General features: G+C 32.0%; 15 protein-coding genes. 12 read left to right on the top strand and 3 right to left on the bottom strand.

What is annotated here, in order from left to right:
* The first annotated feature begins 94 nt into the window (after positions 1-94).
* The 10 genes from nusA to cbiD all read left to right on the top strand — a co-directional run bounded on the left by nusA (position 95) and on the right by cbiD (position 6,780).
* Entirely contained in the window at positions 95-1,237 is a 1,143-nt protein-coding gene (gene nusA, locus ACN4EE_RS14175; protein ID WP_431707104.1) for a transcription termination factor NusA, read from the top strand.
* On the top strand, positions 1,215-1,487 hold the full coding sequence (locus ACN4EE_RS14170) for a YlxR family protein (RefSeq protein WP_431707103.1): 273 nt from the start codon (positions 1,215-1,217) through the stop codon (positions 1,485-1,487). Before nusA ends, ACN4EE_RS14170 begins: the two co-directional genes overlap by 23 nt.
* A gap of 265 nt (positions 1,488-1,752) precedes the next feature.
* Positions 1,753-3,609, top strand: a complete 1,857-nt coding sequence (locus ACN4EE_RS14165) for a PP2C family protein-serine/threonine phosphatase (protein ID WP_431707102.1) — start codon at positions 1,753-1,755, stop codon at positions 3,607-3,609.
* Positions 3,610-3,759: 150 nt separating this feature from the next.
* Complete coding sequence (locus tag ACN4EE_RS14160) at positions 3,760-3,969, top strand: hypothetical protein (RefSeq protein WP_431707101.1); 210 nt, start codon at positions 3,760-3,762, stop codon at positions 3,967-3,969.
* 179 nt (positions 3,970-4,148) lie between these two features.
* Positions 4,149-4,304: a hypothetical protein gene (locus ACN4EE_RS14155; protein ID WP_431707100.1), complete on the top strand. Its 156-nt coding sequence runs from the start codon at positions 4,149-4,151 to the stop codon at positions 4,302-4,304.
* Positions 4,301-4,558, top strand: coding sequence for a Txe/YoeB family addiction module toxin (locus ACN4EE_RS14150; RefSeq protein ID WP_431707099.1), 258 nt, complete (start codon positions 4,301-4,303; stop codon positions 4,556-4,558). The genes ACN4EE_RS14155 and ACN4EE_RS14150 overlap by 4 nt, the downstream gene beginning before the upstream one ends.
* Positions 4,559-4,767: 209 nt before the next feature.
* Positions 4,768-4,980: a hypothetical protein gene (locus ACN4EE_RS14145; protein WP_431707098.1), complete on the top strand. Its 213-nt coding sequence runs from the start codon at positions 4,768-4,770 to the stop codon at positions 4,978-4,980.
* Between the two features lie 54 nt (positions 4,981-5,034).
* Complete coding sequence (locus tag ACN4EE_RS14140) at positions 5,035-5,388, top strand: pepsin/retropepsin-like aspartic protease family protein (RefSeq protein WP_431707097.1); 354 nt, start codon at positions 5,035-5,037, stop codon at positions 5,386-5,388.
* 98 nt (positions 5,389-5,486) lie between these two features.
* Positions 5,487-5,690, top strand: a complete 204-nt coding sequence (locus tag ACN4EE_RS14135) for a type II toxin-antitoxin system HicB family antitoxin (protein WP_431707096.1) — start codon at positions 5,487-5,489, stop codon at positions 5,688-5,690.
* Positions 5,691-5,706: 16 nt separating this feature from the next.
* Positions 5,707-6,780, top strand: coding sequence for a cobalt-precorrin-5B (C(1))-methyltransferase CbiD (cbiD, locus tag ACN4EE_RS14130; RefSeq protein ID WP_431707095.1), 1,074 nt, complete (start codon positions 5,707-5,709; stop codon positions 6,778-6,780).
* A 37-nt stretch (positions 6,781-6,817) separates the two neighbouring features.
* Here the strand turns inward: cbiD and ACN4EE_RS14125 are convergent, their stop codons facing one another.
* The 3 genes from ACN4EE_RS14125 to ACN4EE_RS14115 all read right to left on the bottom strand — a co-directional run bounded on the left by ACN4EE_RS14125 (position 6,818) and on the right by ACN4EE_RS14115 (position 10,046).
* Positions 6,818-7,483 (bottom strand): Uma2 family endonuclease, encoded by a 666-nt coding sequence (locus ACN4EE_RS14125; protein ID WP_431707094.1) that lies wholly within the window; start codon positions 7,481-7,483, stop codon positions 6,818-6,820.
* A 23-nt stretch (positions 7,484-7,506) separates the two neighbouring features.
* The gene (locus tag ACN4EE_RS14120; RefSeq protein WP_431707093.1) at positions 7,507-8,214 is read right to left on the bottom strand and encodes a Uma2 family endonuclease; all 708 of its coding nucleotides are present in this window, start codon (positions 8,212-8,214) and stop codon (positions 7,507-7,509) included.
* 254 nt (positions 8,215-8,468) lie between these two features.
* Positions 8,469-10,046 carry a hypothetical protein gene (locus tag ACN4EE_RS14115; protein WP_431707092.1) on the bottom strand — a complete coding sequence of 526 codons (1,578 nt, stop codon included), beginning with the start codon at positions 10,044-10,046 and terminating at the stop codon, positions 8,469-8,471.
* Between the two features lie 306 nt (positions 10,047-10,352).
* Here ACN4EE_RS14115 and ACN4EE_RS14110 point away from each other — a divergent pair, with 306 nt between their 5' ends.
* Entirely contained in the window at positions 10,353-10,742 is a 390-nt protein-coding gene (locus tag ACN4EE_RS14110) for a hypothetical protein (RefSeq protein WP_431707091.1), read from the top strand.
* Between the two features lie 46 nt (positions 10,743-10,788).
* A complete protein-coding gene (gene dnaG / locus ACN4EE_RS14105; RefSeq protein ID WP_431707090.1) occupies positions 10,789-12,702 on the top strand; it encodes a DNA primase in 1,914 nt (637 codons plus the stop codon).
* Positions 12,703-12,773 lie beyond the last annotated feature (71 nt).

The following is a 12,773-nucleotide window of genomic DNA, read 5'->3' as shown; positions in this document are numbered from 1 at the left end:
TTTTATCTTTTAAATTTTATTTTATTATACTCGATAATAATGAATAATTAGAGACTATTACTTAACAACTATCAACTATTAACTATTAATTATTATGAGTATCGTAAAATTACCCGGTTTACAAATGCTGATTGAAGAAATCAGTAAAAGTCACAATTTACCTCGAACTTCTGTGCAAGAAGCCTTGAGAGAGGCATTATTTAAAGGTTATGAGCGTTTTCGTCGATCGAAACACAATGAGTCATTCCCCGATGATTATTTCAGTAATTTTCGCTTAGAATTAGACATCGAAGAAGAAGGCTTCCGAGTTTTAGCCTTAAAAATGGTAACAGAAAACGTTGAAAATACCGATCATCAAATCGCCCTAGTCGATGTGAGAGAATTTAATGAAGATGTCGAGTTAGACAATGAAGTTTTAGTGGATGTTACTCCCGAACAAAAAGACTTCGGACGCATGGCGGCGATTCAAACAAAGCAAGTATTACAACAAAAACTCAGAGATCAACAACGATCGATCATTCAAGAGGAATTTAAAGAATTAGAAGGGGCAGTCTTAACCGCCAAAGTCCTGCGTTTTGAAGGAAAATCAATTATTATGACCCTACAAAGTGCCTACGGAAGACCAGAAGTGGAAGCGGAATTGCCTTTCCATGAACAAATTAGTAGTGACAATTATCGTGCTAATGCTTCCTTCAAAGTGTATCTCAAAAAGGTACGAGACGGTTCTCAAAGAGGACCTCAATTAGTAGTATCCCGTGCGGATGCTGGTTTAGTAGTGTATCTTTTCGCTAATGAAGTACCAGAATTAGAAGAAGGTGTGGTGAGAATTGTGGCGATCGCCAGAGAAGCAAATCCCACGAATCCAAATATTTCAGCGCGTACTAAAATTGCGGTGGATACCCTCGAAAGAGATGTTGATCCTGTAGGCTCTTGTATTGGAGCTAGAGGTTCTCGTATTCAAGCCGTAGTCAATGAATTGAAAGGAGAAAAAATCGATGTAATTCGTTGGTCGCCCGATCCGGGTACTTATATTGCCAATGCTTTGAGTCCAGCGCAAATTGATTTAGTAAAATTAATTAATCCCGAAGAAAGACAGTCGATCGTTGTAGTTCCTGATAATCATTTAAGTTTAGCGATCGGTAAAGAAGGGCAAAATGTTCGTTTAGCTGCTCGTTTGACGGGATGGAAAATCGATATAAAACGCAAATCTCAATATGTTGATGAAGAATCCGAATAAACATAAAAATTATCGCCGTTGTATCAGTTGTCATCTCATCGGAGATCGATCCTTATTTTGGCGTATTGTCAAAAATCATCCCCATCATAATATTACCTTAGAACAGGGCATGGGTCGATCGGCTTACCTGTGTCCTCAAGCCTCTTGTCTGCATTTAGCGCAGAAAAAAAAGCGTTTGTCTAGGGCATTAAAAACGGAAATCCCCCCTGAGATTTATGAAGAATTATGGCAAAAATTACCCGAAAAATAATGAATAATGGAAAATTAAGAATAGAGAGTTAAATATTGTAGGTTGGGTTAGAGTAGCGTAACCCAAAAAAATTGTTTATTTTCTATTGATAACTAATTAAGCCAAATTGATAGAATAACCTGAATTCGATATAAAATTGTTAATTAAGGAAAAATCGCTTTAAATATTAATAAAATTCATTTTATAATTTAAGACAATTTTTTGTAGTAATTTTCTTCACCCCATCTCCCTATCTCCCTAGAAAGACTTTTAACTTCCCCTAACTATGACTATTTCGATCGCCAAAATTCAATGTGTTAACAAAAGATGTCGAAAATTGAATCTTTTAGGGGATGCTTTATGTAATGAATGTCAAACTCCCATCGTCAAACGTTACTTAAGAATTGGCGGTAACATAGATAAAGAGTACAGCGTGGGGGAATTAATTAACGATCGATTTTTTGTGTGTCAACCAAGTATTGTCATCGATACAAAACCAGATATATCACCTATCTTTCCAGAGAATGTACCCGAAACCATAACCCCCTATCTCAAACTATTTTCTCATCGTCTTCATGTACCGCAAATCTATGGATTTTTGGATAATACTTTTGAACAGTGGTTGTTAGAATATGAAAGTATCCCTTTAGATGAAAAAGGAAATTTAATCCATCCAGAGTTATTTCCTTCCCTTGAATTGAGTTTATTTCAGGTATCGGCATTAAGACAGATAAGTTGGTTATGGCAAATAATTTTATTATGGAATCCCTTAGAGAAACAAAAAGTATTATCGAGTTTATTTTACCCTCATAACTTGAGAGTAGGAGGAGGAATTATTAAATTAAGGGAGTTAATTCCCGATAATGAATCAAAGCCAACTTTAAAAGATTTAGGTAATTTATGGGAAAATTGGATTACAAGATTTAACCCTTTAATTAAAGAAATTTTAGAAAAAATTGTTTTATCTTTACAAGAGAATTTATTAGAAACTCCTAATCAAGTTTTAGATATTTTAGATCAAGTTTTATACATTTTAGGAAATAATTATTATCAGAGAAAATTTAAGTTAATTACTGCTACGGATGCAGGGAAAAAGAGAAAAAATAATGAAGATTCTTGCTATCCTTCCGTTGATAGTCTCAAAGAAATTAACTCTGGTATTGATACTTTAACTATCGTTTGTGATGGTTTAGGGGGGCAAGAAAAAGGAGAAATAGCTTCTCATTTAGCCATCGAAATAATGCAAAAACAGTTAGAAGAAGACTATAAAAAAACCTTAAAAGAAACCTTAAATAATAAACATTGGACTCCTTTAATAGACTCAAAAAAAATCTTAAAAGCTATTTCTAAAGCTAACGATATTATCACTACTATCAACAATAAAGAAAAACGTAAAGATCGAGAACGCATGGGAACTACTGTTGTAATGAGTATGGCGATCGCCCATGAAGTTTATTTTGCCTATGTCGGAGATTCTCGCATTTATTGGATTACGAAAGATAGTTGTCATCAAGTCACGGTAGATGATGATTTAGCTACCAGAGAAGTGCGTTTAGGCTATGGATTTTATCGCCAATTAATCAATAATCCGCAAACGGGGGCATTATTACAAGCATTAGGCATGGAATCTTCCCGTAAGTTAAAAGTCCATATACGGCGTTTTGTCTTAGATGAAGATAGCGTATTTCTATTATGTTCTGATGGTTTATCGGATTTCGATCGAGTTGAACAATATTGGAAAACTGAAATATTACCTATTATTCAAGAGGAAATTGACATAGAAGAAGGCATTAAAAAAATCTTAGACATGGGGTTAAGAAAAAATGGTCATGATAATATTACTATCAGTCTTTTACAATGTAAAATTGAACAAAAAACGCCCGAAGATTACGAGGGAAAATTAACATGGCAATACTTACAAGAAATCATCCCTAATTTACCCCAACCAAAAGGACAATTAACTCCTCATAATAAAGCAAAATCTTTATTCGATTCGATCGAATTACCCTTATCAAAACCAACTTTAATAATTATTATTAGCGTAATTGTGGTAATAATTGGTTTAATTTTAGTACATCAAAATAAATCCTCTCAAAACAAATCCTTAAACTCTCCTTCGAGACAATTAATAACTGTACTTTAGACGAATCTTTAATTGATGAATAGTTGATTCGGAGTTTGACAAAAGAGGGATAAATTTTGGAAGTTCGATCGCTATAGATTGACTAAAAATAGTTAAAACAAGGTAAAATTAATTTTGGTACGTTTAACTCAATCAAAATGAGAGAAAATCATGACCAATGCCAACCAATTAAAAGAAATAGAAAAAGCAGTTAGCCAGTTATCTCCACAAGATTTAAGGGAATTTCGTGACTGGTTTGCTCAATTTGACTCAGAAGCATGGGATCGACAATTTGAAAAGGATGTCGCAACGGGTAAACTAGATGAATTAGCTGAAAAAGCATTAAAACACTTACGAGAGGGAAACTGTAATAATTTGTGAACCATAGAGCAACCCCTGATTTCTGGTTTTATTATCATCGATAGCATTTTCTATTCCAAAAACTGTTAAAATTAAAAATTTGTTAGCATAACATACTCATAATGAATGCACTAAAATATAAAGCAACTGTAAAAAACGGTCAACTCAACTTACCTACTATTGACTTACCTGAAGGAACAGTGGTTGAGGCAATTTTATTAATTCAAGAATCAACGGAAATGGATGAAACAGATTATCTGCTTTCAACATCTGCTAACCGTCAGCATCTCCAAGAAGCCATAGAATCCCTTAAAAATCCTGATAACTATATCTATGTAGATCCGGCTAAATTATGAGAAAGGTAGCTTTTCTAACCAGAAGTTTCGATGAATTTAACCAATGGGCAATTAATGACAAAAAAATTTACGCTAAAATAGTTGGTCTCATTAAAGATATACAAAGAAATCCTTTTTCTGGATTAGGAAAACCAGAAGCATTAAAACACGAATTATCAGGATTATGGTCAAGACGTATTACGAGAGAGCATCGCTTAGTGTATCGTGTTTCTGATGAAGAGATTGTTATTATTTCTTGTAAGTTTCATTATTAATTGTGGGTGTACAGCGTACCTTTAGCATATTTTTTTTGAGGGAGTACGATCGATTTTGGGCAGGTTCGATCGGCTTTTGGAGTTCGATCGGTTTTGAGAGTGCGAATGTTGTTTATTTCATTCTAAATTGTGAAAAGCGATCATTCATTATAGAGGTTAAATAAAGCTACAATAGGAACATAAAATTCATAATAGCTGATAAATAGATAATGACTTTAGCTGATGTACTTCCTAATGCTCGTAAACTATCGGTGAGCGAAAAACTTAAACTGATCCGTATCTTAGCTGAAGATTTAGATACTGTCGAAAATATTGCCCCTTTAGAACCATTCAAAACCTATGAGTTACCAACTCCCTATGATAGCTTTGGGGCAGGAAAAATTTTAATGGAAACCCTTAAACAAGACAAAGAAAATGATTAAACTATGCTGTTCAAATATTCAACCACAAATGCAACTCAAAATGAATTTGATAGTTTGCCAAGAATACCACTCATCTTAAAACGAGATAATCAACAATTTGAAGCCATTGGTTTAGTTGATAGTGGTGCAACTGTCAACGTTCTTTCCTATCAATTTGGACTTGAGTTAGGTGGCATTTGGGATGATCGTAAAGCCATTATTCAATTAGGAGGTAATCTGGGTAGTCAAACGGCAATGCCTTTCTCGGCGATCGCTCATGTTGGAGAATATTCACCAATCGAATTGGTATTTGCTTGGGTTAAAAATCCGAATATTCCTCTAATTCTTGGACAAACTAACTTTTTTATGGAATTTGATGTTTACTTTTATCGTTCTCGCTTGGAGTTTGAAATCAAACCTAAATCATAGGGTGATCAATTTTATGTGGAGGTTGGAGGTTCGATCGATTTTGGGAGTTCGATCGGTTATAATTTTGGACAATAAATAAATTCTAAATAAAGAAAGTAATGAAAATCAAAGCTATTATTCATCCTGCCGAAGAAGGAGATAATATGGATGAAGTTATAAACAATCTTCAAGATGCCATACAAGGGTGGTTAGAAGTTGCGAACGAAAGTCAAAAACTAGATCCTATTGCACAAATATCTGAATATTTATTCTCAAAAATTAAGTTTGTTATAAAGACTTTGTCACTGTTTAATCTAATCTAAAAATAATTATTATTTAATGATTAATTCTGGTTATACTTTACCCGTTTTTGCTACAGCTTCTGCCGTGGCAAGTTTGCAATATTTACAAAATAATTATCAAGAAAATCAAGTTATTATTGACTTAGTTAAACCTGCGGAATTAGTGACTATTAAAATTGAACAAATCGCAAAAATAAGCGATAATCAAGCATTAAGTATTACACGTTCTGATCCGGGAGATAATTTAGATTTAACCCGTGATACTCCTGTGTGGTCACTTGTCACTTTAACACCTCATCACGAAACTAAATTAATAATTGAAGGAGGAGAAGGTATCGGTAAAATAGTTAATTTAGAAGGAAAATCTGCTATTTATTCCTATGCTCAAAATATCCTAGAAAAAAATTTATTAGACAATTTAAAAATCACTGCTATTGTGGAAGTAAAAATTATTTTACCTGAAGGAAAAAAATTAGCTCAACGCACTTCTAATTCTGCCTTTGGAGTGATAGAAGGCTTATCTTTACTAGGCACAACGGGAATTTCCCAACCTTTAACCAGTCAAAAACAGTTAGAATTATATCAACAAGAATTAGTAGAAAAGGCGAAAAAATTTGATACTTTAGTTTTTTGTATTGGAGAAAATGGCTTAGATTTAGCGGTTAAATTAGGTTATAATTCTGAACAATTAGTTAAAACGGCTAATTGGTTAGGGGCAATGTTAGTTAAAGGTTCGATCGAACAAGTTAAGCATATAATTTTATTAGGTTATCATGGCAAATTAATTAAATTAGCAGGAAATATATTTCACACTCATCATCATTTAGCGGATGCCAGATTAGAAATTTTTACCGCTATTTGTGCCTATTTTGCTTTACCCTATGAGATTATCGAAAAAATCTTTATGGCAGAAACGATGGAGACTGGTTTAGAGATTTTAAAGAATTTCGATCGAGAAAATAACAGTAATTATACTGATAAAATTTATCAATATATAAGCAAAAGAATTGAGACAAATTCAGAGAATTATATCACAAAACACTCTGAACATTTTGTTAAGATTTCTGCTATTTTATTCGACAGAAAACGTCAAATATTAGGAAATAAATAAAAGAGCAATTTCTTTTTCCAAAATTGCTTAAATAATTTTAAAGTTCAATCCCTAATTCTTTCAATTTTTCTTCTAATAATTTTACCCTTGATTGAGCTTCCTCAGCTTTTTGTTTTTGTTGTTTAAGTTGTTGAGATAATTCCACATAGGTTAAAAAGCGATTTCCTTGTAAATCATAGATTTGTAAACCCTCTATATCTAATTCAAATTTTATCTTTAAAAGAGGGCTAATAAAACCTAGCATTTCTTCAATTATAACTAAACGATTATCCTGTCTTAAATAACCATTCAAATCATTTCTATCGGGATCATAAATATAATATTCTTCGATGCCGTATTTTTCATAAAATGCTAGTTTTTTTGCCATTTCTTTGAGGGTATTGCCTGGGGAAAGTATCTCAAAAGCGACACTGGGAGTAACATGATTCTCTTTCCATTGTTGATACGAACCTCTGTCACCTTTTGGTCGATCGAATACTACCATCACATCAGGGGCTTGACGAATTGTATTGTCTCCTTCCACGGGATACCAGAGTAAATCACCTGCAATAAATACATTAGGATTATCTGCAAAAAGTAACTCTAAATTTTCTTTAATGATGACGATATAACGAAATTGTTTGGTATTGTCAGACATCGGTTTTCCATCGCTATCAGGATAAATAATTTCTGTTTTTTTTTCGACTAATATTGATTGATTCATAGTTGCTTTTTCCTCATCTATCGTTAAAGTTCAATTCCTAATTCTTTCAATTTTTCTTCTAATAATTTTACCCTATTTTGAGCCTCATCTGCTCGTTGTTTTTCTTGTTCAGCTCGTTGGTTTTCCCTCTCTAATTGTCTTTCAGTATCTTTAATTTTTTCGGATAATTCCACATAGGTTAAAAAGCGATTTCCTTGTAAATCATAGATTTGTAAACCCTCTATATCTAATTCAAATTTTATCTTTAAAAGAGGGCTAATAAAACCTAGCATTTCTTCAATTATAACTAAACGATTATCCTGTCTTAAATAACCATTCAAATCATTTTTATCGGGATCATAAATATAATATTCTTCGATGCCATATTTTTCATAAAATGCTAGTTTTTTTGCCATTTCTTTGAGGGTATTACCTGGGGAAAGTATCTCAAAAGCCACACTAGGAGTAACGTTATTCTCTTTCCATTGTTGATACGAACCTCTGTCACCTTTTGGTCGATCGAATACTACCATCACATCGGGAGCTTGACGAATTGTATTGTCTCCTTCCACGGGATACCAGAGTAAATCACCTGCAATAAAGACATTAGGATTATCTGCAAAAAGTAACTCTAAATTCTCTTTAATGATGACGATATAACGAAATTGTTTGGTATTGTCAGACATGGGTTTTCCATCGCTATCAGGATAAATAATTTCTGGTTTTTTTTCGACTAATATTGATTGATTCATAGTTGCTTTTTCCTCATTTAGCGAAATCAGTGATTAGATTAAATCAGCAATGGCACGATAGTAGCTTTTTTCTTTTTGATATTCCCTCAGCACGTTTGTGTCTAAGTATTTTTTGAACATTAGAAGTATTGAATAAATTTTGTAAAGCCATTACTACTTAATCTATATATGATAGCTCGATCGACCAGTTCTGTTTTTGGAACATTTATATTACGCATTTTCGATAAACGCCTAGTGATTACCCTAGTTAATATTTATTTTTGTCTTAACATTTTTATTTTTTTAACTATTTTAATTAAGATTTCTTCTAACCATAATATAACTTGATCGAGCTTTTCTAAAATAATTTCTAAAAAGTGTTTTTCATATTTAATCTCTATCACTTTTACTTCTATTTCCTCCTCTAAAGTAACTTGTGTCTCAGATAAATTGTTGATATTTTTTTTAGCAATAATCTCTTGTTTTTCAGTTTTTGGAATATCTAAAACTGCATTATTTGCGGTAGAAATAGTATTGAGGTTTTCCTGATTTTTAACAATATTATTAAATGAGTTATTCTCATAAGGTAAAATCAAACTTGACTCATTATTATCATTATTATCTATACTGTCAGACAGAGGAGAAGGGCTATGATATAAGTCTTCCCATGATAACCAAGGATCAGCAATTTCATTATTAATTAAGATAACTTCTGTTTCAGAAAAACTGGGTAAAAAATTTTTTTTAGAATTTGTAGATAAAGCAAATTTTTTCTGTGTAAAAAAATATTTAATTGCCACCCAAATTATCACTTGTATTTGGAAAGGATCATCAGGATTATTTAGTTTATTTTTAACTGTATTAAGTTGATTTAAACTTTCGGTAATAAGTTTTTCAGTACTTTCTTGAATCTGAGGAATAATATTTTCTACTGTTTCTTGAGACTTAGTAATAATACCTTGAATCCCTTTTTGTGCTGAAGGTAGATTGCTATTATTATCATTACTAATTAAGGCATTTTCTTTTATGTTATTATTCTCTGATAATGGAATGTTTTTACCTAGGAAGAAATACTCTAGTGCCTGTCTAATTAATCTTAAAATCGTTATTTTGTCCTCTTCACTCACTTCCCTATTTTGCTCGATCGAATCTTGATTTTGTGGCTCGATCGAATTAGAATTAGGAAAAATGAATCTTTCTAAACTTACTAATAAATTATCAATAAAAGCAATAATTGAGTTATTATTAACCTGAGAATTGGGAACTAAATCAGAAGGTTGAAGATGATTAAATTTTTGTATAACTTTGGTTATTGCTTTTGATTTTCCAAAGATATTTAAACCTGTCAAAAATCCACTCAAAAAATTAGTATTAGATGGTAATAATTGTCGAGATTCAAAATCATCCACACCCTTATCAATTAGTAAATTTACTTTAGCTTGTTGCTTAAAAGGTATAATATTCTTGACTTTATTTTTTTTTAAGATAACAATTAAACGTTTATCTTTCAATCTACAGGCTAAACCTTGAAAATTTTGAGAGGGCAAAAAAGGTAAATCAGGATCATTATTAATAGCATGATTAATAGTCAAAACTAAATCACTATTATCCCTTAAATTTTCAGTTTCTTCTGTAGATAAAAATACCTGAGACTCAGAAGAAGAAACAAAACTTTTACTAATTTTTTTAGTAGTCTCCCATAACCAAAATAAAGGTAAAACTAAAGTTTGTAAACTGCCTTGAACAACATAACCTAATTCCCGAATTTTAATATTAACTTTACTATTTAACTTGATATAATTGCGGTTAATAAAATTAAATAATCTGCTTTTATAAGGTGCTTGTGAAGACATATCGCAATCCTGATGATGGAGGTTTAGTTCGGAAACTATTTAGAGTTTAGAGTGTAGAATTAATTCGGATAATTGTCAATTACTGATTAAGGAATGGAAATTGAATAATTAAAACGAAGATTTGATAGCATTTTCTCCCCCTCTTATCTTTATTATTTTATCATTTTATAGTTCACTCAGGTGTTTTATGGGGAATTGTACCCAGTTATCTTGATCGAATGGGGTGATTTAACTCTATCTTGAGATTAACTCTATGAACGATAATAGACATAACGAGGAATAATATTTTTTTGGGGGGATAATGGTATGGAGTATGTTTATTTTTTACCGAATGCAAGTTTGACTTTAAGGGTTGTTGATTATGTGGAACACATGAGTTTTCTTAAGAGTGCTTCCTTAACTATTCTTCATCAGGTGAATGGATGGATTATAAGGATTAAAACGCCCTATGTATTATCAAAAAATGATGATACGAACGTTAAGGCTTTTCTATCAGAATTGGGATGCCCTTTTAATGTGGGGGTAAGATTAGAAATGGTATTTTGGAGTTTGGATATAGGTGACTCCCCTATCGAAGTCATGCGTAATTATCGGGTTGCGATCGTATCCCATGGGAAACCAAAAAGTAATGCCATCGAGAGTTTTCGTCAAGAGTTTATTCGAGGTTTAGGTTATCGACCCGAAACTTTAGCTTAACTAAATGATAAGATCGAAAGTGGCGTAATTTGGTCATCTTGTCATCGTGGAAAATATTAGTCTGCATTCTGATACGATCGAACAAGTAAAGGAAAGAGTTGATCTTGTGGAGGTAGTATCGGATTATGTTGTTATGCAAAAAAAAGGGGCGGATTTTGTCGGTTTGTGTCCGTTTCACGATGAAAAAACCCCTAGTTTTACTGTAAGTCAGAGTAAACAGTTATATTATTGTTTTGGTTGTGGCGCTGGTGGTGGTGCGATCAAATTTTTGATGGAAATAGGAAAACAGTCTTTTCGAGATGTCATTTTGAATTTAGCGCAACGATACCAGATTCCCATTAAAACATTAGCACCTCAAGATCAACAGGCAATACAACAAGAAATTTCTTTAAGAGATCAACTATACGAAATTTTGTCAGTTGCCAGTAATTTTTATCAGCATAGTTTACAACAAAAAGAAGGAGAAAAAGCCTTAAATTACCTTCAGATCGATCGAAATTTATCCTTAGAAAATATTAACAAATTTCAGTTAGGTTATGCTCCCGATGGTTGGCAAACATTATATCATTATTTAGTCGAAATTAAACATTATCCAGTGATGTTAGTGGAACAAGCTGGATTAATCAAAAAAAAGTCAAAAGGAGAAGGTTATATCGATTATTTTCGGAATCGATTGATGATTCCCATACAAGATTCTCAAGGAAGAATTATCGCTTTTGGTGCAAGAAGTTTAGATGGAAGTGAGCCAAAATATTTAAACTCTCCAGAAACTAATTTATTCTCAAAAAGTAAGACTTTATTTGCGTTAAATTTTGCCCAAAAAAGTATTATTAAGCAAGATCAAGTTATTGTTGTTGAGGGTTATTTTGATGCCATTGCCCTGCATATTTTTGCCATAGAAAATGTAGTCGCTGTATTAGGCACAGCGTTAACTCAACAACATATTAGACAACTATCTCGTTATACTCAATCAAAACAAATTATTGTTAATTTTGATGCAGATAAAGCAGGTTTAAAAGCCACCGAAAGAGCGATTAAAGAGGTAGAAAATTTAGTTTATAGTGGACAATTAAAGTTAAAAATTTTGACAATTCCCAACGGAAAAGATGCCGATGAGTTTGTTCGATCGAATCCAGAGTCCACACAAACGTATCAAGAATTGATAAAAAAAGCTCCTTTATGGTTAGATTGGCAAATTGAACAAATTATTAATAATGAAGATTCTTATAATAGTGCAGATTATGAATTAGCCTTTCAAAGAATAGTAAGATTAATTAATAAAATTAGTAATAATGCCACAAAAGATTATTATTTATCCCACTGTGCAGAAATTTTAAGCCGTAAAAAGAATCCTTATGCTAACTTCAATAGTGACGACTTTAAAAAAGTATATCAAAGTTTAATATCTGCCACAAAATACAGTTCTTATAATCAGAAAAAATCATTCCCAAAACTCGGTAATTTTTCTCAAAATAGTCAACAAGCAGAATTTTTGTTACTGTTAATTTATCTCCATTGTCCAGATTATCGAGAGACTATCATAGAGGAATTAGACAATAAAGATTTAGTATTTACTTTAAAATCTATTAGGTTTTTATGGCAAACAATCCATAAATTATCTTCCTCTATTACTAATGATAATAACCAAAATATTTTACTAATGACAGTGCAAGAAAATATGGTAAATTACCCTCAATTTGCTCATGAATTAAATCCTCTATTTAATCTTAGTGAAAATTATCAACAAGTTTTATACGAGCCTGAGCATATTATTAGAGGTTCGATCGCCTGTTTAGAAAGTGTTAAACTAGAAAAATATAAGCAATATTGTCAACAAAAATTAAACGAATTAAATCAAGAAAAAGACTTGACAAAAATGACATTTTACTATCAAGAATTATTGACAACACAAACTCAACTCAAACAACTTGAAACCCAGAGAATGAAAAACGAAGAATAAAATCATCCCGTAAAACGGTCATCTTGCCCGTATGTAGATTTATACTAAAGATGAAAGATTGCTTCGTATCT

Source organism: Geminocystis sp. CENA526 (genome assembly GCF_050753365.1).
In the GTDB taxonomy this organism is placed as follows: domain Bacteria; phylum Cyanobacteriota; class Cyanobacteriia; order Cyanobacteriales; family Cyanobacteriaceae; genus Geminocystis.
Note: the sequence above shows the minus strand (reverse complement) of the source record. Positions and strands in the feature narration are given on the sequence as shown.

Excerpts from the sequence above, each read along its gene's own strand:
- ACN4EE_RS14150 (WP_431707099.1), top strand. The coding sequence starts at position 4,301 with ATGAGAAAGGTAGCTTTTCTAACCAGAAGTTTCGATGAATTTAACCAA.
- ACN4EE_RS14145 (WP_431707098.1), top strand. The coding sequence starts at position 4,768 with ATGACTTTAGCTGATGTACTTCCTAATGCTCGTAAACTATCGGTGAGC.
- ACN4EE_RS14115 (WP_431707092.1), bottom strand. The coding sequence starts at position 10,046 with ATGTCTTCACAAGCACCTTATAAAAGCAGATTATTTAATTTTATTAAC.
- ACN4EE_RS14160 (WP_431707101.1), top strand. The coding sequence starts at position 3,760 with ATGACCAATGCCAACCAATTAAAAGAAATAGAAAAAGCAGTTAGCCAG.
- ACN4EE_RS14135 (WP_431707096.1), top strand. The coding sequence starts at position 5,487 with ATGAAAATCAAAGCTATTATTCATCCTGCCGAAGAAGGAGATAATATG.
- ACN4EE_RS14165 (WP_431707102.1), top strand. The coding sequence starts at position 1,753 with ATGACTATTTCGATCGCCAAAATTCAATGTGTTAACAAAAGATGTCGA.
- cbiD (WP_431707095.1), top strand. The coding sequence starts at position 5,707 with ATGATTAATTCTGGTTATACTTTACCCGTTTTTGCTACAGCTTCTGCC.
- ACN4EE_RS14120 (WP_431707093.1), bottom strand. The coding sequence starts at position 8,214 with ATGAATCAATCAATATTAGTCGAAAAAAAACCAGAAATTATTTATCCT.
- ACN4EE_RS14170 (WP_431707103.1), top strand. The coding sequence starts at position 1,215 with ATGTTGATGAAGAATCCGAATAAACATAAAAATTATCGCCGTTGTATC.
- ACN4EE_RS14125 (WP_431707094.1), bottom strand. The coding sequence starts at position 7,483 with ATGAATCAATCAATATTAGTCGAAAAAAAAACAGAAATTATTTATCCT.
- ACN4EE_RS14110 (WP_431707091.1), top strand. The coding sequence starts at position 10,353 with ATGGAGTATGTTTATTTTTTACCGAATGCAAGTTTGACTTTAAGGGTT.
- nusA (WP_431707104.1), top strand. The coding sequence starts at position 95 with ATGAGTATCGTAAAATTACCCGGTTTACAAATGCTGATTGAAGAAATC.